Raw genomic sequence first — 20,186 nt, forward strand, 5'->3', positions numbered from 1 at the left:
GTAGGTTAGCCTACAGGGCATGCAGGACGTCGAGGAGTTCCGGGCGGAGGTCCGCGGTTGGCTCGCCGACAATCTGGTCGGCGAATTCGCAGCGCTCAAGGGTCTCGGTGGACCGGGCCGCGAGCACGAGGCGTTCGAGGAGCGCCGGGCCTGGAATCAGCATCTGGCCGCCGCGGGGCTGACCTGTCTGGGGTGGCCCGTCGAGCACGGCGGCCGCGGGCTTTCGACCGCGCACCGGGTGGCCTTCTACGAGGAGTACGCCCGCGCCGACGCCCCGGACAAGGTCAACCACTTCGGCGAGGAGCTGCTCGGCCCGACGCTGATCGCGTTCGGAACACCCGAACAGCAGGAGCGCTTCCTGCCGCGGATCCTCGACGTCACCGAGCTGTGGTGCCAGGGATATTCGGAGCCCGGCGCCGGCAGCGACCTGGCCAACGTCTCGACCACCGCCGAGCTCGACGGCGACCAGTGGGTGATCAACGGCCAGAAGGTATGGACGTCGCTGGCGCACCTGTCGCAGTGGTGCTTTGTGGTGGCGCGCACCGAGAAGGGCTCCAAGCGGCACGCCGGGCTGTCGTATCTGCTCGTGCCGCTGGACCAACCGGGCGTGCAGATCCGGCCTATCGTCCAGATCACCGGCACCGCGGAGTTCAACGAGGTGTTCTTCGACGACGCCCGCACCGACGCGTCGATGGTGGTCGGCCAGCCGGGCGACGGCTGGCGGGTCGCCATGGGAACGCTGACGTTCGAGCGCGGAGTCTCAACGCTGGGGCAGCAAATCCGTTATGCCCGTGAGCTTTCCAACCTCGCCGAACTCGCACAACGCAACGGCGCCGCGGACGATCCGTTCATCCGGGAGCGGCTGACGCGAGCGTGGACGGGGCTGCGGGCGATGCGTTCGTACGCGCTGGCCACGATGGACGTCGAGCAGCCAGGCCAGGACAATGTGTCGAAGCTGTTGTGGGCCAACTGGCATCGCGACCTGGGCGAGCTGGCGATGGACGTCATCGGCAAGCCCGGTCTGACGCTCTCCGATGGCGAGTTCGACGAGTGGCAGCGGCTGTATCTGTTCACCCGCGCCGACACCATCTACGGCGGATCCAACGAGATCCAGCGCAACATCATCGCCGAGCGCGTGCTCGGCCTACCGCGAGAGGTTAAGGGATGAGTCTGGCCGAAGCGCCGAAAGAGGTTGCCGGACACGGGCTTCTGGCCGGCAAGGTGGTCATCGTGACGGCCGCCGCGGGTACCGGCATTGGATCGGCGACCGCACGGCGGGCGCTGGCCGAGGGGGCCGACGTGGTGATCTCCGACCATCACGAACGACGGCTGGGCGAGACCGCCGACGAGCTGTCGGCGCTGGGGCAGGGCCGCGTCGAGAAGGTGGTGTGCGACGTGACGTCCAGCGTTCAGGTCGACGCGTTGTTCGCATCGGCCCATGCCCGGATGGGCCGCATCGACGTGCTGGTCAACAACGCCGGGCTCGGCGGGCAGACACCGGTGGTCGACATGACCGACGAGGAGTGGGATCGCGTCCTGAACGTCACCCTGACGTCGGTGTTTCGGGCCACCCGGGCGGCGCTGCAATACTTCCGCGACGCCCCGCACGGCGGGGTGATCGTCAACAACGCCAGCGTCCTGGGCTGGCGCGCGCAGCACTCGCAGTCGCACTATGCGGCCGCCAAGGCCGGGGTGATGGCGTTAACCCGTTGCAGCGCAATCGAAGCCGTCGAGTACGGGGTTCGGATCAACGCGGTGTCGCCGAGCATCGCCCGGCACAAATTTCTGGACAAGACCACGTCGTCCGACCTGCTCGACCAGCTGTCCGCGGGCGAGGCGTTCGGGCGGGCCGCCGAGCCGTGGGAGGTGGCGGCCACCATCGCGTTTCTGGCCAGCGACTACTCCAGCTATCTCACCGGCGAGGTCATCTCCGTCTCCAGCCAGCATCCGTGACGTGAGCGACGGAGGCCACTAAAGAGCGGCGCAGCTACCTGCAGATATCACGAAGCCACTCCAGGCGCCGTGGGCGGGCGTGGCTGTCGCTGGCGAGGCGCTCAAGTGCGTCTGTGATCGTGAGGTGCCGCAGCCTTCTCGCGCGTTTGACATGGACCCGGCAGAACGTTCCGACCCCCGGTGGCAAGCTCACGCCAGCCGAGTTCGTATACCCGAGTGTCGGCAAGCCGTCGGGACCGCGAGGGAAATCCCACGATGCGGAGTAGTCGGCGAATTTGACCGGCCAGACATCCGGGCCCCAGTAATCGCACAGCGAGTAGCGGAAGAGGACGCAGTGCGGGCCAACTGCCACGTCCCACCTATAGCACGCGGCTACGACGGCGTAGCGGCAGGATCGTGCCGCGCACGCGCCCGCCGCGTCTGGTCAAATCAGGTGGTACCCGGCGACTGGCCAAGCAAGCGCTTGGTTGATACTCTGATCCGGTGGACCGAGTGCCCGGTCAGGCGAACAGCCGGCGAGACGAGCTGCTGGACCTCGCTGCGACCATGTTCGCCGAGCGGGGCCTGCGCGCCACCACCGTGCGCGACATCGCCGATGGTGCCGGCATCCTGTCCGGCAGTCTGTACCACCATTTCTCCTCGAAAGAGGAGATCGTCGACGAGCTGCTGCGCAGCTTCCTGGACTGGCTGTTCGCCCGATACCGCGAGATCGTGGACAGCGAGGCCAACCCGCTCGAGCGGCTGAAGGGCCTGTTCATGGCGTCGTTCGAGGCGATCGAGGATCGTCACGCGCAGGTCGTCATCTATCAGGACGAAGCCAAACGGTTGCTATCGCAGCCACGGTTCTCCTACATCGAGGACATGAACCGCCAGCAACGCAAGATGTGGGTCGAGGTGCTCAACCAGGGCATCGACGAGGGCTACTTCCGGCCCGACCTCGACGTCGACCTCGTCTACCGATTCATCCGCGACACCACCTGGGTGTCGGTGCGCTGGTATCAACCCGGCGGGCCGCTCACCGCGCAGCAGGTGGGTCAGCAATATCTCGCCATCGTGCTCGGCGGGATCACTAAAGAAGGAGTCTGAAAGATGCCTCGTGTCGGCGACGATGCAGTGGGGGCACCCCCAGCCGCGCAGCGGCGAGGGGGACGAAGCGATGAGGAGGAGCGACACTATGGCTGAGGCGTACGTCATCGACGCTGTGCGTACCGCGGTCGGCAAGCGCGGCGGATCACTGGCCGGGATACATCCCGTCGACCTGGGCGCGCTGGGGTGGCGCGGACTTCTGGACCGGATCGACGTCGACCCCGCCGCCGTCGACGATGTGATCGCCGGCTGCGTCGACGCCATCGGGGGACAGGCGGGCAACATCGCCCGGCTCTCCTGGCTGGCCGCCGGCTACCCCGAAGAGGTTCCCGGCGTCACGGTGGATCGCCAGTGCGGCTCCAGCCAGCAGGCGATTTCCTTTGGCGCGCAAGCGATCATGTCCGGCACGGCCGACCTCATCGTGGCCGGCGGCGTGCAGAACATGAGCCAGATCCCGATCTCGTCGGCGATGACCGTCGCCGAGCAATTCGGGTTCACCTCACCGACCAACGAATCCAAGCAGTGGCTGCATCGGTATGGCGATCAGGAGATCTCCCAGTTCCGCGGCTCGGAGCTGATCGCCGAGAAGTGGAACCTGTCGCGTGAGGAGATGGAGCGCTACGCGCTGACCAGCCACGAACGCGCGTTCGCGGCGATCCGCGGCGGCCACTTCGACAACGAAATCCTCACCGTGGAAACCGAATCCGGGCCGTTCCGCGTCGACGAAGGCCCGCGCGAGTCGTCGATGGAGAAGATGGCCGGCCTGAAGCCGCTCGTCGAGGGGGGACGGCTGACGGCGGCGATGGCCAGTCAGATTTCCGACGGCGCCAGTGCGGTGCTGCTGGCTTCCGAGCAGGCCGTCAAGGACCACGGATTGAAACCCCGGGCCCGCATCCACCACATCAGCGCGCGCGCCGCCGACCCGGTGTTCATGCTGACCGGCCCGATCCCGGCCACCCGCCACGCGCTGGAGAAGACCGGGCTGTCCATCAGCGACATCGATACCGTCGAGATCAACGAGGCGTTCGCACCCGTTGTGATGGCCTGGCTCAAGGAGATCAAGGCCGACCCGGAGAAGGTCAACCCCAACGGCGGCGCGATCGCGCTCGGTCATCCGCTGGGCGCCACCGGGGCCAAGCTGTTCGCCACCATGCTCAACGAGCTGGAGCGCATCGGCGGCCGCTATGGGTTGCAGACGATGTGCGAGGGCGGCGGCACGGCCAACGTCACCATCATCGAGCGGCTATAACGGCGAGGCTTCCTCCGCCTTTCCGGCGAGCGTGAATCACACGACGCTTCTACGGCGTGTCTCGTCGTGGATTTCACGCTCGGGGGTTGTCGGTGCGGGTGGGCACCATCGCCGGCATGACGGAGCTGTTTCTCGGTAGTGAGGTCCTAGCGGCCAAGGCAATGCCGGAGCGTGTGATGCGCTCGCTGTACGAGCCGGTGTACCCGGGCGTCTACGTTCCCAGCGGCATCGGGCTGACGGCGCGCCGACGTGCCGAGGCGGCCTGGCTTTGGTCTCGGCGCAGAGCGGTCATCGCCGGCAACTCTGCGGCAGCGCTCCTCGGCGCCAAGTGGGTGAGCTCGTCGCTGGATGCTGAGCTGATATACGGCAACCGCCACGCACCGGCCGGCATCACCGTGCACAGCGAGACGTTCCTTCCCTGCGAGGTAGTCAAAGTCGGCGACATGCTGGTAACCACCCCGGCGCGTACGGCCTTTGATATCGGGCGGTGGACCTCCTCACGACTCCAGGCGCTCCAGCGGCTTGATGCCTTGGCGAATGCGACCGACGTCAAGTGCTCCGATGTGAAGGCAGTTATCCGCGAGCACGCCGGTGCGCGCGGTCTGCTTCGGCTCCGAGCGGCCTTGCCACTCGTGGACGGAGGCGCGGAATCCCCGCAGGAGACACGAGCAAGGTTGGCTCTGATCGACGCGGGACTACCGAAACCCCGAACGCAGATACGGGTGTTCGACGAATACGGCGACTTCGTCGCCCGCATCGATATGGGCTACCAGGACCTGCGTGTCGGCATCGAATACGACGGACCCCAACACTGGACAGACCCTTACCAACGCGACCGCGACATCGACCGGTACACCGGATTGCTTGACCTCGGCTGGACGATCATCAGGGTAAGCAGCGACCTGTTGCGTTACCGGCAGGGCACGTTCGTTGCCCGTGTCGCTGCCGCAATGCGGGCGGCGGGATGGCATCCGTGACGGCGAGTGTGAACCATCCGACGCGCGGTCGGCGTGTCGCGTCGCGAGATTCACGCTCGATGCGGGAGTTAGCCTTCGATCAGGCCAGACGCCGCCTGGAGGTGTTCGATCGCGTCGCGCACGATCGATTCGATCAGCTCGGCGCACGACGGCAGGTCGTCGAGGATGCCGGCCACCTGTCCCGACGCCAGCACGCCGGCGTCGGTGTTGCCCTCGACGAGGCCGGCCTTCAGCAGCATCGGCGTATTGGCCGCCATCACCACCTGCGACCAGGTCAGCTCCTTGCCGTGCCGCATCGCCAGTCCGTCGCTGATCATCGACCGCCAAGTCATCTGCGACATCTTCTTGAACTTGGCGGCATTGCGCAGTGCCGCGGTGAAACCCCTTGCCCGCGAGCCGCTTTCCAGCTTCTCGACCAGCCCGGTGCGCAGTACCCGGTGCGGCATGCCGTCGACGCGGGTGGTGACCACCGTGCCGTCCAGCGCCGCCTCCAGGTAGCGCCGCTTGACCGCGTCGGGCACGGTGGAATCCGAGGTGAGCAAGAACCGTGTGCCCATCGCGACCCCTGCGGCGCCGTAGGACAGCGCCGCGGCGAGGCCACGCCCGTCGAAGAATCCGCCCGCCGCGATCACGGGGATGTCGGTGCCCTTGACCGCGTCCAGCACGGACGGCAACAGCAGCGTCGTCGCTACGGGCCCGGTGTGCCCGCCGCCTTCGCCGCCCTGGACGATCATCGCGTCGGCGCCCCAGCCCGCGACCTTGCGCGCGTGCTTGGCCGCACCGATCGAGGGGATGACCACCGCCCCGGCATCTTTCAGCCGCGCTATCAACTCTGGTTTGGGTGCCAGGGCAAACGACGCGACCTTCACGCCCTCGCGGATCATCAGCTCGACCCGGTCGCCGGCGTCGGCCGCGTCGGCGCGAATGTTCACGCCGAACGGCTTGTCGGTGGCCGCCTTGACCTTGCCGATCGCGGTCGCCAGCTCGTCCAGGGTCATGGTCGCCGACGCCAGGATGCCGAGCCCGCCCGCGTTGGCCGTGGCGGACACCAGCCTGGCACCGGCCACCCAGCCCATTCCGGTCTGCACCACCGGATGCTCGACGCCGACCAGTTCGGTCAGCGGCGTGCGCAATCTCATGAACGTATCTCTCTGTCGCGCAGCGACTTCGGGTCGATGACCGAGCGGATCAGGCTCAGCTCGTCGTCGGTCGGCAGCCTCGTCTCCTCAGCGCCGTCAAGGCCGTGCACCTCGAACGACGTGTTCTCGCGGACCTCGTCGGGCGACACGCCGGGGTGCAGGGACACCGCGCGCATGGTCTTGTCCGGGCCGCCGAAGTCGAACACCCCGAGGTTGGACACGACTCGGTACGGGTTGGCGAACCGGAACGCCGGGTTTGCCTCGTCGATCTTGTCCCAGCCGATGCCGCAGACGACGTCGACCGCTTCGCAGAACACCCGCTTCGAGTGGTTGCCGACCCAGTAGCTGGTCGCATGGTTGATCGCGTTGCCGGGTGCGCCCCGGAGGCCGAACATCTGCCGGGTCGGATGCTGCAGCGGCCCGAACGCCGAGATGTTCTGATTTCCAAAGCGATCGACCTGATTGGCGCCCATGATCACATGCCGCCGGCCCCAGGCCAGCGTCTCGAACACCCGGCCGAATGGCATCCAGCCTTCGACCGCTCCGGCCTTGCCCAAGGCCGGGGTGTCGGCCAGGAGCTGGGCTTCGCCATCGGTGAGCAGGATGTCGGGTGAGAACGTCAGCCGGGCCAGCCGCGCGCCGACGGAGGCCATGTTCGTCATCGGGCTGACCATGATTTCGCCTGCGTCCCTGAACAACTCGGCGCAGGCTACGGCGCAGATTTCAGCTCGGGTACTGCTCACTTGGAAGCCTCCTCCGCGAACGCGCGCACGGCCGCCTGGTATTCGTCTTCGCCACCCGAGAGGTAGGTATGGACAAATCGCTGCCAGCCGTCTTCGGTCGAGGCGGCCTCGGCGTAGTGCCGCTGGAACTTCTCGTCCCGGCCGTAATCGGGTGCGGCGGTGGTGAAGTGGGCCCCGCCAGGCGCCTCTACCACCGCGTCGACCATCATCCGGTTCACCAGTAGCGCCTGCGGTGGCACCGCCTTGATCAGCTCCTCGGTCGGCACGACACGTTCCACCGACAGGTAGCGCTTCTCGGCGGCCATCAGGAAGAGATCGTCGAAGTAGGGATCGATGCCGGTGTAGGCCGCATTGCCTTGACTATCACCGAGATTGAGGTGCACGAACGCGGCATCCAATCGCAATGCGGGCATGGCGATCAGCGTCTCGTATCCGCCGCCCGGGGCGGGATAGGGGCTGGTTACGGTCCGCAATTCGTCTTCCCAGAAGTCGGGCACCGAGCTGCCCAGCCCCGCGCGGATCGGCAGGAACGGCAGCCGCTGCGCCGCCGCCTGCAGCCCGCAACGCAGCATGCCCTCGTCCATTTCCCGTGCTTCGATCGCGCCCCCGGTGCGTGCCTTGGCGAACCACGGATCGTAGAAGGGCGGCGAATCCAGCGACACGAACCCGTAGTAGACGCGCTTCACCTTGCCCGCCGAGCACAGCAGCCCGAGGTCGGGACCGCCGTAGGTGACCACCGTCAAGTCCGTGACGTCGGTGCGCAGCATGGCGCGCACGAAGGCCATGGGCTTGCGCCGCGACCCCCAGCCCCCGATGCCGATCGTCATGCCGCTGCGCAGTTGCGCGACCGCGTCGTCCAGCGTCGTCCTCTTGTCGCTCACTCCTTCTTGCCCTTCGCTGTCCCGGCGAACGCGTCGCGATGCTCGTCGGACACCCCGGCGAGGTTGAGCTCGAAGGTAAAGCCTTGCTCCATGCGATAACTCGAGTTGACCCGTTGCACGTCGATCAAGTTGAGCGCCTCCTTGGCCGCCCGGATCACCCGGGTGTCCTTCGCGGCGATATCGCGCGCCACCCGCAGCGCGGCCTCGTCCAATTCCTCCCGCGGTACCACCTCGTGCACCGAGCCGAAGTGGTGCAGGGTGGCGGCGTCAACAGTGGCCGCCGTGAAGAACAGGCGCCGCATCAGGTGCTGGGGCACCAGCCTCGAGAGGTGGGTGGCCGCCCCGAGCGCGCCGCGCTCCACCTCCGGGAGCCCGAAGGTCGCGTCGTCGGAGGCCACGATGACGTCGGAGTTGCCGACGAGCCCGATGCCGCCGCCGACGCAGAACCCGTTTACCGCCGCGATCACCGGCACCGCGCATTCGTAGACGGCGCGAAACGCGGCGAAGCAGCCGCGGTTGGCGTCGATGAGCGCGGTGAATCCCTCGGTGCGCTGCATTTCCTTGATGTCGACGCCGGCGTTGAAGCCGCGACCCTCAGCCCGCAGGATCACCGCGTGCGTTGCGCTATCGGCGCCGGCGGCTGTGATGGCATCGGCGAGTTCGAACCAGCCCTGCGACGGGATGGCGTTGACCGGCGGATAGTCCACGGTGACGGCGACTATGCCCGGTTCCGTGGTGGTGGATGTGATCGTCATTGGCACTTCCTGGTGGGCGGTTACCTAAGCAAGCACTTGCTTGGTACGCTAGCACAGTGACTCACGCCGACGGAGGCCCACCTTCTGGTGAAGCCATCAATTTGGGATTGGCCGGTCGGGTGGTGTTGGTCACCGGCGGCGTGCGCGGCGTAGGCGCCGGTATCAGTTCGGTTTTCGCCGCACAGGGCGCGACCGTGATCACGTGCGCGCGCCGCGCCGTCGAGGGCATGCCCTACGAGTTCCACTCCTGCGACGTCCGCGACGACGAAGCCGTCAAGGCGATGATCGACTCGATCGTGGAGAAGCACCGCAGGCTCGACGTCGTGGTCAACAACGCCGGCGGTTCGCCGTACGTCCTGACCGCGGAGTCCAGCCCGAAGTTCAACCGCAAGATCATCGAGCTCAATTTGATTGGTGCGCTGCTGGTTTCGCAGTGCGCCAACGACAAGATGCAGGACCAGCCGGGCGGTGGGTCGATCGTCAACATCTGTAGTCTCAGCGGCCGGCGGCCAAGCCCCGGCACGGGAGCGTACGGGGCGGCCAAGGCCGGGCTGGAAAGCCTGACGCAGACGCTGGCGGTGGAGTGGGGACCGAAGGTCCGGGTGAACGCCTGCGTGGTCGGCATGGTGGAGACCGAACAAGCAGACTTGTTCTACGGCGACGCCGAATCGATCGCCGCTATCTCCAAAAATGTGCCACTGGGCCGGATGGCCAAGCCCGAGGACGTCGGTTGGGCCGCAGCCTTTTTGGCGTCCGACGCGGCGTCCTACATCAGCGGCGCCTCGTTGGAGGTACATGGCGGCGGCGAGCCGCCGCACTATCTGGCCACCACAAACGCGAGTTCGATCAAGTAGGGATCCAGTAGAGGAGATAGGGCATATGGGAGTGGTCGACGGCCGTGTCGTCATCGTCACCGGAGCGGGCGGCGGTATCGGGCGCGCGCACGCGCTGGCCTTTGCGGCCGAGGGCGCGCGCGTCGTCGTCAACGACATCGGTGTCGGACTGGACGGCTCACCCGCCGGGGGAGGCAGCGCCGCGCAGGGCGTGGTCGACGAGATCACCGCGGCCGGTGGCGAAGCCGTCGCCGACGGATCCAACATCGCCGACTGGGATCAAGCGGCCGGCCTCGTCCGGACCGCGGTCGAAACCTTCGGCGGACTCGACGTTCTGGTGAACAACGCCGGCATCGTGCGCGACCGGATGATGGCCAACACCAGTGAAGAGGAGTTCGACGCCGTCATCGCCGTGCACCTCAAGGGCCACTTCGCCACGATGCGCCACGCCGCGTCGTATTGGCGCGGGTTGTCCAAGGAGGGCAAACCCGTCGACGCGCGGATCATCAACACCAGCTCGGGCGCCGGCCTGCAGGGCAGCGTCGGGCAGGGCAACTACAGCGCCGCCAAGGCGGGTATCGCGGCGATGACGTTGGTCGGCGCCGCCGAAATGGGGCGCTACGGCGTGACCGTCAACGCCATCGCACCGTCGGCCCGCACCCGCATGACCGAGACCGTCTTCGCCGAGATGATGGCGACGCAGGACCAGGATTTCGACGCCATGGCGCCGGAGAATGTCTCGCCGCTGGTCGTCTGGCTGGGCAGCGCCGAATCACGCGACGTCACCGGGAAGGTGTTCGAGGTCGAGGGCGGCAAGATCCGCGTCGCCGAGGGCTGGGCGCACGGACCGCAGATCGACAAGGGTGCGCGGTGGGATCCCGCGGAATTGGGTCCCGTCGTCGCCGACCTGCTCGCCAAGGCGCGCCCCCCGGTCCCCGTTTACGGCGCCTAGCGCGGTTCGCACACCACCAAAGGAATGACCCGGTCGGCGGCCTCGCGGTACTTCCGGTAGGGCGGATACATCCGGATCAGGGGAGGCCAGTAACGGTCGCGTTCGGCGTCCGTCGCGTCGCGCGCGATCAGGTCCAGGCGCTCACCGCGAATCTGCACCTGCACCTCGGGGTCTTCTTTCAGGTTGCGGTACCACAACGGGTTCTCGTCGCGCCCACCGAACGACGCCGGCAGGATCACCCGATCACCGTCGCGCAGGTACAGCGTCGCGGTGGTTCGCGGCTCGTTGGACGCGCGCCCGGTCGTCGTCAGCAGCGCCGCCGGAAGCCACAGCAGCTTCGCGCCGATCCTGCCCTCGGTCCGGCGGTATACCCAAATATGGGCACGCGCAAAGTATTTGAGCAGCAGCGCGACCGGCCGGGAATTGCGGATACGGTGTCGGCCCGACAACGCTAGGGATCGCAGATGACGATCGGGATGGTCCGGTCGGTCCAGGACTGGTAATCGTCGTAGGACGGGTACATGTCGACCAATTTGGGCCAGTACTTGGCGCGCTCTTCGTCGGTGGCATCCCGCGCCGTCAGGTCCAGCACCTCTTTTTTGATCTGTACCTGAACCTTGGGGTTGGCCTTCAGGTTGAGGTACCACATCGGGTTTTTCGCGGAGCCGCCCTTGGACGCCGCGACAACAACGCGGTCACCGTCGCGCAGGAAGTACAGCGGGCTCACGCGCGGCTCGCCGGTCTTGCGGCCGGTGGTGGTCAGCAGGGCGACGGGAATCTTCTGGAATGTGCCGCCGAGGCCCTCGCCGCCGTTGCGGCGGTACATGAACGTGTTGAGGCGTGACATCCACTTGATCAGGAAGTCGGTGTAGGGCGTATTCAGAAACCGCGGCGGTGATTTTGGCATGACGTCATCCTAGAGACCCATTAGCGCTTGATGAACGGGCGGAAGCGAACCCTGATGTGGTGTATTTCGGCGTGGCCGCTCGCGCTTTCGGCTGGGATTACGAACGTTTCGTCAACCCGCGCGGCGAGCCGCCTGCGGCCGAACGCCGCCTTGGTCAGCACGTCGTAGGCCGCGTGCACCTCGTCGCCGCTGATTTGGTAATCGGGTGGCGTGGTGTCGGCGATGACCCAATATTGAAGTCCACGATTTAGGCTGCGCCGCAGGTGATTTCCGGAAAACCCGTTCTTCACGCCCTGCTCGATGCGGGTGCACCGGGCGGCGAACGGAACGCTGTCGCCGTCATGGCTGACGAGCGCGTCGATGTACGCCTGCGCCGCCGCGATGCGGTCGGCCTCCGAGACGCCCAACTAGATGCGCTCGATGATGGTGCCGGTGGACAGGGCGCCCCCGGCGCACATCGTGATCAGGGCGGTGCTCTGATCGGTGCGCTCCAGCTCGTGCAGCGCGGTGGTGATCAGCCGGCTGCCGGTGCTGCCCACCGGGTGGCCGAGCGCGATCGCGCCGCCATTCACGTTCACCCTGGCCATGTCGGGTTCGTGGACCCGCGCCCAGGACAGCACCACCGAGGCGAAGGCCTCGTTGATCTCGGTGAGGTCGATGTCGCCGATCTTCATGCCGGCCTTCTCGAGCACCTTCGCCGTCGACTGCACCGGTCCGTCCAGGTGGTAGTAGGGCTCGGCGCCGACGAGCGCCTGGCTGACGATCCGGGCACGTGGCCGCAGCCCGAGCGCCTTGGCCTTGTCCTCGTCCATCCACAACACCGCGGCCGCACCGTCGGAAATCTGCGACGAGGTGCCCGCCGTGTGGATGCCGCCCTCGAGGACCGGCTTGAGCTGGCTCAGGCCCTCGAGGGTGGTGTCGCGCAGGCCCTGGTCGCGGGAGACCATGTGGCGGTCGCTGGTGGGCTGCTTTTGCTCGTCGAGGACCGGTGCCTCGATCGGGGAGATTTCCCGGTCGAAGCGGCCCTCCTCCCAGGCCCGCTTGGCGCGCAGCTGCGACTCGAACCCCCAGGCGTCGATGTCCTCGCGGGTGATGCCGCGGCGCTTGGCGATCCGCTCGGCTGCGGTGAACTGGTCGGGCAGATCGATGTCCCACGACGCGGGCCGCAGGATGGTCCGGTCCGGACCCGCATTGGCGCCCAGGCCGACGCGGCTCATGGCCTCGATTCCGCACGCGATGCCGACGTCGATGGCGCCCGCCGCGATCAGGCCCGCGACGAGGCCGTTGGCCTGCTGGCTGCTGCCGCACTGGCAGTCCACGGTGGTGGCGCCGACGTGCTCCGGCAGGCCGGCGACGAGCCAGCTCACCCGCGTGATGTTGTTGGACTGCTCGCCGTACTGCGTGACGCAGCCGCCGACGACCTGCTCGACGTCGCCGGCGTCGATGCCGGCCTTTTCAACCAGGGCCTTTTGCACCGCGCCCAGCAGCTCGGTGGCGTGTAGTCCTGACAGCCATCCGTTGCGCTTGCCGATCGGGCTGCGGGTGGCTTCAACGATTACCGGGTTACCCATGGGGTCAGGCTAGAACACGTTTCATTACTCTGACAAGCGAGGATGCTTGGGCGCCTTTTGTCTGCGGTGGAGGCATGTTTTACTGGCACCAGAGCATCACTAGGACAGCTAGTGTCCTGGGATCGCAGGTCATCGAGGACTGCAGTGAAGGAGAATTAGCGTGCCCAGCCCCAATCTTCCGCCCGGGTGGGATTTCACCGACCCCGACGTCTACGCCGAGCGGATTCCGGTCGAGGAATTTGCCGAGTTGCGGGCAACTGCGCCCATCTGGTGGAACGAACAAGCGCCCGGTACCGGCGGCGGGTTCCACGACGGCGGCTATTGGGCGATCTCCAAGCTCAACGACGTCAAGGAAGTGTCGCGGCGCAGTGACGTCTTCTCCAGCTTCGAAAACTGCGTGATCCCGCGGTTCCAGAACGACATTCCGCGCGAGAACATCGACATGCAGCGGGCGGTCCTGCTCAACATGGACGCGCCGCACCACACCCGGCTGCGCAAGATCATCTCCCGTGGCTTCACGCCGCGCGCGGTCGGACGCCTCGAGGCCGAACTCAAGGAACGCGCCCAGAAAATCGCCAAGACCGCGGCGGCCGCGGGGTCGGGTGACTTCGTCGAGCAGGTGTCCTGCGAGCTGCCGCTCCAGGCGATCGCCGGCTTGCTCGGCGTGCCTCAGGACGACCGCGACAAGATCTTCCGGTGGTCGAACGAGATGACCGGCAACGATGATCCGGAGTACGCGGACGTCGACCCGCAGATGTCGTCGTTCGAGTTGATTTCGTACGCGATGAAGATGGCCGAGGAAAAGGGACGCAATCCCGGCGACGACATCGTGACTCAACTGATCGAGGCCGACATCGACGGGGAGAAGCTCTCCGACGACGAATTCGGCTTCTTCGTGGTGATGCTCGCGGTGGCCGGCAACGAGACCACCCGCAACTCCATCACCCAGGGGATGATGGCGTTCGCGGAATTCCCCGACCAGTGGGAACTGTACAAGAAGGAGCGCCCGGAGACCGCCGCCGACGAGATTGTGCGGTGGGCCACCCCGGTCACCTGCTTCCAGCGCACCGCGCTCGAGGACTACGAGCTGTCGGGCGTGCAGATCAAAAAAGGCCAGCGGGTGCTCATGTTCTACCGTTCGGCCAACTTCGACGAAGAGGTCTTCGAGGACCCGTTCACCTTCAACATCCTGCGGAATCCCAACCCGCACGTCGGTTTCGGCGGCACCGGCGCGCACTACTGCATCGGCGCCAACCTGGCCAAGATGACCATCAACCTGATCTTCAACGCGGTGGCCGACCACATGCCGGACCTGAAGCCGATCTCGGCGCCCGAGCGACTGCGGTCGGGCTGGCTCAACGGCATCAAGCACTGGCAGGTCGACTACACCGGCAAGTGTCCGGTGAATCACTGATGGACTTCGACCTCAGCGCCGAGCAAAACGCGGTCGCCGATGTCGTCACGTCGGTGCTCGACCGCGAGATCTCGTGGAGCGCTTTGGTTGACGGCGGCGTGACGGCGCTGCCGGTGCCTGAACGGCTGGGCGGCGACGGCGTGGGCCTGCCCGAGGTCGCGACGGTGCTCACCGAAGTCGGTCGCCATGGCGCCATCACCCCGGCGCTCGCGACGCTGGGCCTTGGTGTGGTGCCGCTGCTCGACCTGGCGTCCGACGAACAACAGGACCGGTTCCTGGCCGGCGTCGCCAAGGGCGGCGTGTTGACCGCGGCGCTCAACGAACCCGGCGCGGCGCTGCCGGACCGGCCGGCCACCACCTTCGTGCATGGGCGGTTGTCGGGCACCAAAGTCGGTGTGGCCCATGCCGAACAGGCGGATTGGATCGTCGTGACGTCCGACAGCGCGGTCGTCGTGGTGTCGCCGAAGGCCGACGGGGTGCGGCTGGTTCGGACGCCGACGTCGAACGGTTCGGACGAGTACACGGTCACGTTCGCAGACGTCGCCGTTCCCGACGGCGACATTCTGGCGGGCGCGACCGCGCGGCGGGTGAATCAGCTGGCGTTGGCAGCGATCGGGGCGTACGCCGACGGGCTGGTCGCCGGGGCGCTGCGGCTCACCGCCGACTACGTGGCCAACCGGAAGCAGTTCGGCAAGCCACTGTCCACCTTCCAGACCGTGGCGGCGCAGCTGTCCGAGGTCTATATCGCCTCGCGCACCATCGATTTGGCGGCCAAGTCGGTGGTCTGGCGACTGTCCGAGGGCCGCGATGCCGACGACGACCTCGACGTGCTCGGGTATTGGATCGCATCGCAGGCGCCACCGGTGATGCAGACGTGTCATCACCTGCACGGCGGGATGGGGATGGACATTACGTACCCGATGCACCGCTACTACTCGACGATCAAGGACCTGACCCGGCTGGTGGGCGGGCCGTCTCATCGTCTCGACCTGGTGGGAGCGCAATGTTCATCGAACTGACCCCCGAGCAGCGGCAGTTGCAAGCCGAGATACGGCAATACTTTTCGAATCTCATCTCCTCCGACGAGATGAAGGAGATGGAAAAGGACCGCCATGGCGCCGCGTACCGCGCGGTGATCCGGCGGATGGGCCAGGACCGCATGCTCGGTGTGGGGTGGCCAAAGGAGTTCGGCGGCCACGGTTTCGGGCCGATCGAACAGCAGATCTTCGTCAACGAGGCACACCGGGCCGACGTGCCGTTGCCGGCGGTGACGCTGCAGACGGTAGGGCCGACACTGCAGGTCTTCGGCAACGAGATGCAGAAGAAGAAGTTCCTGCCCGCGATCCTGGCCGGCGAGGTCCACTTCGCGATCGGCTACACCGAGCCCGAGGCGGGCACCGACCTGGCTTCCCTGCGGACAACTGCCGTCCGCCACGGCGACGAGTACATCGTCAACGGCCAGAAGATCTTCACAACCGGCGCGCACGACGCCGACTACATCTGGCTGGCCTGCCGCACCGACCCGGAAGCCGTTAAGCACAAAGGCATTTCGATCCTCATTGTCGACACGAAGGATCCCGGCTACTCCTGGACGCCGATCATCCTGTCCGACGGCGCCCACCACACCAATGCCACGTACTTCAACGACGTGCGGGTGCCCGCCGACATGCTGGTCGGCGAGGAGAACGGCGGATGGCGGCTGATCACCACCCAGCTCAACAACGAGCGGGTGATGCTCGGCCCGGCGGGCCGGGTCGCCGGGATCTACGACCGCGTGCACGCCTGGGCGTCGAAGCCCGGCGGCGACGGTGTCACGCCGATCGATCACCAGGATGTCAAGCGGGCGCTCGGCGAGATCCATGCGATGTGGCGGATCAACGAGTTGCTCAACTGGCAGGTGGCCGCCGCGGGCGAGGACATCAACGTGGCCGACGCCGCGTCGACGAAAGTCTTTGGTACCGAGCGCATTCAGTACATCGGCCGGCTGGCCGAGGAGATCGTCGGCAAGTACGGCGACCCCGCGGACTCCGACACGGCCGACCTGCTCAACTGGCTGGACTCGCAAACCAAGCGCAACCTGGTGATCACCTTCGGCGGAGGCGTCAACGAAGTCATGCGTGAGATGATCGCGGCCGCTGGCCTCAAGGTGCCGAGGGTGCCCAGATGACCGATATCCAGGAAGCCGTCGCGCAGATCAAGGCCGCCGGCAGCAGTAAACCGCGCGCGGCCCGCGATCCGGTGAATCAGCCGACGATCAACAACTGGGTGGAGGCACTCGGCGACCGCAACCCGATCTACACCGACGAGGCCGCGGCCCGGGCCGCCGGTCACCCGGGAATTGTCGCACCGCCGGCAATGATTCAAGTCTGGACGATGTTCGGCCTGGGCGGCGAACGTCCGAAGGACGATCCGCTCGGCCCGATCATGCAACTGTTCGACGACAACGGCTACATCGGCGTGGTGGCCACCAACTGCGAGCAGACCTATCACCGCTATCTGCAGCCCGGCGAGGAAGTCAGCATCACCTCCGAGATGGGCGACGTGGTCGGGCCCAAGCAGACCGCCCTGGGCGAAGGCTTCTTCGTCAACCAGCACATCATCTGGCGGGTCGGCGACGAGGACGTCGCCGAGATGAACTGGCGCATCCTCAAATTCAAGCCGCGGGAATCGTCGGAGTCCTCCGGCTCGGTGCCTGACGACCTCGATCCGGACACCATGATGCGCCCCTCGATGTCGCGGGACACAGCGTTCTTCTGGGAGGGCGTCAAGGCCCACGAGCTGCGGATCCAGCGCCGGCCCGACGGCGGCCTGCAGCACCCGCCGGTTCCCGCGGTGTGGCAGGACAAGGCCGGGCCGATCGACTACGTGGTGGCCAGCGGCAAGGGCACGGTATTCAGTTTCGTCGTACACCACGCGCCGAAGGTGCCCGGCCGCACGCTGCCGTTCGTCATCGCGCTCGTGGAGCTCGAGGAAGGCGTGCGAATGCTCGGCGAACTGCGTGGCGTCGACCCGTCCGCGGTGGCGATCGGAATGCCCGTTCGCGCAACCTATATCGACTTCCCGGCCGGTGAGGCCGGACCGGAGTGGACCCTGTACGCGTGGGAGCCCGTGGGAGACCGAGCATGAGCGCACCGGCGATAGAGGTGGGCACGAAGCTGCCCGAGCTGAAGCTGCACGGCGATCCGACGTTCATCATCTCGACGGCACTGGCCACCCGCGACTTCCAGGACGTGCACCACGACCGCGACAAGGCGCAGGCCAAGGGCTCGAAGGACATCTTCGTCAACATCCTCACCGACACCGGGCTGGTGCAGCGCTACGTCACCGACTGGGCGGGGCCGTCGGCGCTGATCAAGTCCATCGGACTGCGACTGGGCGTGCCGTGGTACGCCTACGACACCGTGACATTCTCCGGCGAGGTGACCGCGGTGGACGACGGCCTGATCACCGTGAAGGTGGTGGGCAGCAACAGCCTTGGCGACCACGTCGTCGCCACCGCCACGCTCACGATGGGGGATGCCTAGTGTTGTCGGGTAAAGCTGCGATCGTCGGCATCGGGGCCACCGACTTCTCGAAGGACTCCGGCCGAAGCGAGCTGCGCCTGGCCGCCGAGGCGGTGCAGGACGCCCTCGACGATGCCGGCCTGAGCCCGTCCGACGTCGACGGGCTGACCACGTTCACGATGGACACCAACACCGAAATCGCCGTCGCGCGCGCGGTCGGCATCGGGGAGCTGAAGTTCTTCTCCAAGGTCCACTACGGCGGCGGAGCCGCGTGCGCGACCATTCAGCACGCGGCGATGGCCGTCGCGACCGGCGTGGCCGACGTCGTGGTGGCGTACCGGGCGTTCAACGAGCGTTCCGGCATGCGGTTCGGCCAGGTTCAGTCGCGGTTGGTGGGTGATGCTGGCGCGCAAGCCGATTCGACGACGGCGGACAACTCCTTCTCCTATCCGCACGGGCTTTCCACTCCGGCCGCGCAGGTGGCAATGATCGCCCAGCGGTACATGCATCTGTCCGGCGCGACCAGCAGGGACTTCGGCGTCATCTCGGTGGCCGACCGCAAGCACGCGGCCAACAACCCCAAGGCCTACTTCTACGAGAAGCCCATAACCATTGAGGACCACCAGAATTCGCGATGGATCGCTGAGCCGTTGCGCCTGCTGGACTGCTGCCAGGAAACCGATGGCGCGGTGGCGATCGTGGTGACGTCCGCGGAACGCGCGCGGGACCTCAAGCAGCGGCCGGCCGTCATCGAGGCGGCGTCGCAGGGTTCCAGCCCGGACCAGTACACGATGGTGAGCTATTACCGCCCGGAGCTGGGGCTGCCCGAGATGGGTCTGGTGGGCCGGCAGTTGTGGCAGCAGTCCGGGCTGAAGCCGTCGGATATCCAGACCGCTGTCTTGTACGACCACTTCACCCCGTTCACCCTGATTCAGTTGGAGGAGTTGGGATTCTGCGGCAAGGGTGAAGCGAAGGACTTCATCGCCGGCGGTGCCGTCGAGGTCGGCGGCCGGCTTCCCATCAACACCCACGGCGGTCAGCTCGGCGAGGCGTACATCCACGGTATGAACGGCATCGCCGAGGGCGTGCGGCAGTTGCGTGGCACCTCGGTGAACCCGGTGTCCGACGTCGAGCACGTGTTGGTCACCGCCGGGACGGGCGTCCCGACGTCGGGCCTCATCCTGGGCTAGCTTTCCATTTGCCGAGCGCCCGGCTAGCCGGGCGCTCGAGGCCCCACGTGCGGCCTGCCGGGCGCTCGGCGGCTGAAGTGACGCCGGTGGTGAGGCGTGCGACCCTGCGGCGGTGGGCGAGCCATTTGTGGGGAGCGAAGCCGTTGCGGGTGGACTGCTGACCAAGAGTCAACTGGAAACGCGCTACTACCGGCTTTTTCGAGGCGTCTACATCGATCGCGATGCCGAGCTCACCGCCACGGTGCGCGCCAAAGCCGGGTGGTTGTGGACCGGCCGCCGGGGAATTGTGGCGGGGTTCTCGGCGGCCGCGATGCACGGGAGTAAATGGGTCGACGACCGAAGAGTCGTGGAGCTGATCCACAGCAACCATCATTTCGCGGCAGGGATCCAGGTGCATAGAGACGTTGTCGACGCGGACGAAATCGAAATGATCGACGGCGTAGCGGTCACCTCGCCGACGAGGACGGCACTCGACATCGGCTGTTGGTACCCGACCATGACGGCGGTGGCGGGGATCGACGCCCTCGCCAGAGCAACGGAAATCAAAGCGGCTGATGTCGAGCTGTTGGCTCGCAGATACGCGGGGCGCAGGGGCATCGTGCGAGCACGCCAAGCGGTAAGCCTGTTCGATCCCGGTGCACAGTCGCCCAAAGAGTCGTGGTTGCGAATCGTCTTGCTCCAGGCGGGCTTACGGAAACCGGAGACACAGATTCCGGTACGCAACGAATTCGGCAGTGCGATCGCATATCTGGACATGGGATGGGAGGACGTCAAAGTGGCGGTCGAGTATGACGGTGAGCAACACCGCACCGATCGCGCGCAATACACGTGGGACGTCCGGCGATTGGAAACACTCGAGCGACTCGGGTGGATCGTCATCCGGGTGGTGGCTGGGGACCGGCCCGCTGAAATCGTTGGCCGTGTTCGCGCTGCCTTGGCCCGACGAGCGTGCGGGGGGCCGCACCGTAGACCCCCACCCTTCGGGGAGGCGGCCGGTGGGCCCCAAGGGGGGCCACGCCCCGGGCGCCGCGGG

22 protein-coding genes are annotated in these 20,186 nt (G+C 66.7%); 14 read left to right on the top strand and 8 right to left on the bottom strand.

All coding sequences use genetic code 11. The annotated features are described in order from the left end of the window. Positions 1-19 precede the first annotated feature (19 nt). From ipdE1 to A5747_RS22885, 5 genes are all read left to right on the top strand, one after another. Positions 20-1,168 (top strand): acyl-CoA dehydrogenase IpdE1, encoded by a 1,149-nt coding sequence (ipdE1, locus tag A5747_RS22865; protein ID WP_076128577.1) that lies wholly within the window; start codon positions 20-22, stop codon positions 1,166-1,168. Further along, the gene (ipdF, locus tag A5747_RS22870) at positions 1,165-1,953 is read left to right on the top strand and encodes a (5R,7aS)-5-hydroxy-7a-methyl-1-oxo-2,3,5,6,7,7a-hexahydro-1H-indene-carboxyl-CoA reductase (RefSeq protein ID WP_076128579.1); all 789 of its coding nucleotides are present in this window, start codon (positions 1,165-1,167) and stop codon (positions 1,951-1,953) included. Before ipdE1 ends, ipdF begins: the two co-directional genes overlap by 4 nt. 483 nt (positions 1,954-2,436) lie before the next feature. Continuing rightward, a complete protein-coding gene (gene kstR2 / locus A5747_RS22875) occupies positions 2,437-3,039 on the top strand; it encodes a TetR family transcriptional regulator KstR2 (protein WP_139333214.1) in 603 nt (200 codons plus the stop codon). Between the two features lie 88 nt (positions 3,040-3,127). Continuing rightward, positions 3,128-4,288: a steroid 3-ketoacyl-CoA thiolase FadA6 gene (gene fadA6 / locus A5747_RS22880; RefSeq protein WP_076128583.1), complete on the top strand. Its 1,161-nt coding sequence runs from the start codon at positions 3,128-3,130 to the stop codon at positions 4,286-4,288. A gap of 116 nt (positions 4,289-4,404) precedes the next feature. Further along, entirely contained in the window at positions 4,405-5,265 is an 861-nt protein-coding gene (locus A5747_RS22885; RefSeq protein WP_076128617.1) for an endonuclease domain-containing protein, read from the top strand. A 68-nt stretch (positions 5,266-5,333) separates the two neighbouring features. Here A5747_RS22885 and ipdC read toward each other — a convergent pair whose 3' ends face one another. The 4 genes from ipdC to echA20 are packed head-to-tail and all read right to left on the bottom strand — an operon-like array spanning position 5,334 to position 8,783. Next, the gene (gene ipdC / locus A5747_RS22890; protein WP_076128585.1) at positions 5,334-6,404 is read right to left on the bottom strand and encodes a (3aS,4S,5R,7aS)-5-hydroxy-7a-methyl-1-oxo-octahydro-1H-indene-4-carboxyl-CoA dehydrogenase; all 1,071 of its coding nucleotides are present in this window, start codon (positions 6,402-6,404) and stop codon (positions 5,334-5,336) included. Further along, positions 6,401-7,147 (bottom strand): cholesterol ring-cleaving hydrolase subunit IpdB, encoded by a 747-nt coding sequence (gene ipdB, locus A5747_RS22895; protein ID WP_076128587.1) that lies wholly within the window; start codon positions 7,145-7,147, stop codon positions 6,401-6,403. Before ipdB ends, ipdC begins: the two co-directional genes overlap by 4 nt. Further along, the gene (ipdA, locus tag A5747_RS22900) at positions 7,144-8,028 is read right to left on the bottom strand and encodes a cholesterol ring-cleaving hydrolase subunit IpdA (RefSeq protein WP_076128589.1); all 885 of its coding nucleotides are present in this window, start codon (positions 8,026-8,028) and stop codon (positions 7,144-7,146) included. The genes ipdB and ipdA overlap by 4 nt, the downstream gene beginning before the upstream one ends. Further along, a complete protein-coding gene (echA20, locus tag A5747_RS22905; RefSeq protein WP_076128591.1) occupies positions 8,025-8,783 on the bottom strand; it encodes a (7aS)-7a-methyl-1,5-dioxo-2,3,5,6,7,7a-hexahydro-1H-indene-carboxyl-CoA hydrolase in 759 nt (252 codons plus the stop codon). Before echA20 ends, ipdA begins: the two co-directional genes overlap by 4 nt. Before the next feature lie 95 nt (positions 8,784-8,878). Between echA20 and A5747_RS22910 the strand changes: the two genes are divergently transcribed. After that, positions 8,879-9,637, top strand: a complete 759-nt coding sequence (locus tag A5747_RS22910; RefSeq protein WP_076128619.1) for an SDR family oxidoreductase — start codon at positions 8,879-8,881, stop codon at positions 9,635-9,637. Between the two features lie 25 nt (positions 9,638-9,662). Continuing rightward, a complete protein-coding gene (locus tag A5747_RS22915) occupies positions 9,663-10,568 on the top strand; it encodes an SDR family oxidoreductase (RefSeq protein WP_076128593.1) in 906 nt (301 codons plus the stop codon). Here the strand turns inward: A5747_RS22915 and A5747_RS22920 are convergent. From A5747_RS22920 to A5747_RS22935, 4 genes are read right to left on the bottom strand one after another with little or no spacing between them, the layout of a single operon-like run. Next, positions 10,565-11,017, bottom strand: a complete 453-nt coding sequence (locus A5747_RS22920; RefSeq protein WP_076128595.1) for a nitroreductase family deazaflavin-dependent oxidoreductase — start codon at positions 11,015-11,017, stop codon at positions 10,565-10,567. The genes A5747_RS22915 and A5747_RS22920 overlap by 4 nt on opposite strands. A 2-nt stretch (positions 11,018-11,019) precedes the next feature. Continuing rightward, entirely contained in the window at positions 11,020-11,475 is a 456-nt protein-coding gene (locus A5747_RS22925; protein ID WP_076064198.1) for a nitroreductase family deazaflavin-dependent oxidoreductase, read from the bottom strand. Between the two features lie 20 nt (positions 11,476-11,495). After that, the gene (locus A5747_RS22930; protein ID WP_076128597.1) at positions 11,496-11,882 is read right to left on the bottom strand and encodes a hypothetical protein; all 387 of its coding nucleotides are present in this window, start codon (positions 11,880-11,882) and stop codon (positions 11,496-11,498) included. Then, the gene (locus A5747_RS22935; protein ID WP_076128600.1) at positions 11,883-13,046 is read right to left on the bottom strand and encodes a steroid 3-ketoacyl-CoA thiolase; all 1,164 of its coding nucleotides are present in this window, start codon (positions 13,044-13,046) and stop codon (positions 11,883-11,885) included. 160 nt (positions 13,047-13,206) lie between these two features. Here A5747_RS22935 and A5747_RS22940 point away from each other — a divergent pair, with 160 nt between their 5' ends. From A5747_RS22940 to A5747_RS22970, 7 genes are all read left to right on the top strand, one after another. After that, positions 13,207-14,460 (top strand): cytochrome P450, encoded by a 1,254-nt coding sequence (locus A5747_RS22940; protein ID WP_076128601.1) that lies wholly within the window; start codon positions 13,207-13,209, stop codon positions 14,458-14,460. Beyond that, positions 14,460-15,479, top strand: a complete 1,020-nt coding sequence (locus tag A5747_RS22945) for an acyl-CoA dehydrogenase family protein (RefSeq protein WP_076128603.1) — start codon at positions 14,460-14,462, stop codon at positions 15,477-15,479. Before A5747_RS22940 ends, A5747_RS22945 begins: the two co-directional genes overlap by 1 nt. Then, positions 15,464-16,627 (top strand): acyl-CoA dehydrogenase FadE29, encoded by a 1,164-nt coding sequence (gene fadE29, locus A5747_RS22950; protein WP_076128605.1) that lies wholly within the window; start codon positions 15,464-15,466, stop codon positions 16,625-16,627. Before A5747_RS22945 ends, fadE29 begins: the two co-directional genes overlap by 16 nt. Next, on the top strand, positions 16,624-17,586 hold the full coding sequence (locus A5747_RS22955; RefSeq protein ID WP_076128607.1) for a bifunctional MaoC family dehydratase N-terminal/OB-fold nucleic acid binding domain-containing protein: 963 nt from the start codon (positions 16,624-16,626) through the stop codon (positions 17,584-17,586). The genes fadE29 and A5747_RS22955 overlap by 4 nt, the downstream gene beginning before the upstream one ends. Beyond that, on the top strand, positions 17,583-17,984 hold the full coding sequence (locus A5747_RS22960) for a MaoC family dehydratase (protein WP_076128609.1): 402 nt from the start codon (positions 17,583-17,585) through the stop codon (positions 17,982-17,984). Before A5747_RS22955 ends, A5747_RS22960 begins: the two co-directional genes overlap by 4 nt. After that, positions 17,984-19,153 (top strand): lipid-transfer protein, encoded by a 1,170-nt coding sequence (locus tag A5747_RS22965; protein ID WP_076128611.1) that lies wholly within the window; start codon positions 17,984-17,986, stop codon positions 19,151-19,153. Before A5747_RS22960 ends, A5747_RS22965 begins: the two co-directional genes overlap by 1 nt. Before the next feature lie 112 nt (positions 19,154-19,265). Beyond that, positions 19,266-20,186, top strand: a 921-nt coding sequence (locus tag A5747_RS22970) for a DUF559 domain-containing protein (protein ID WP_142245699.1), incomplete at its 3' end; no start/stop codon positions are given.

This window comes from Mycobacterium sp. IS-836 (assembly GCF_001954275.1).
GTDB lineage: Bacteria > Actinomycetota > Actinomycetes > Mycobacteriales > Mycobacteriaceae > Mycobacterium.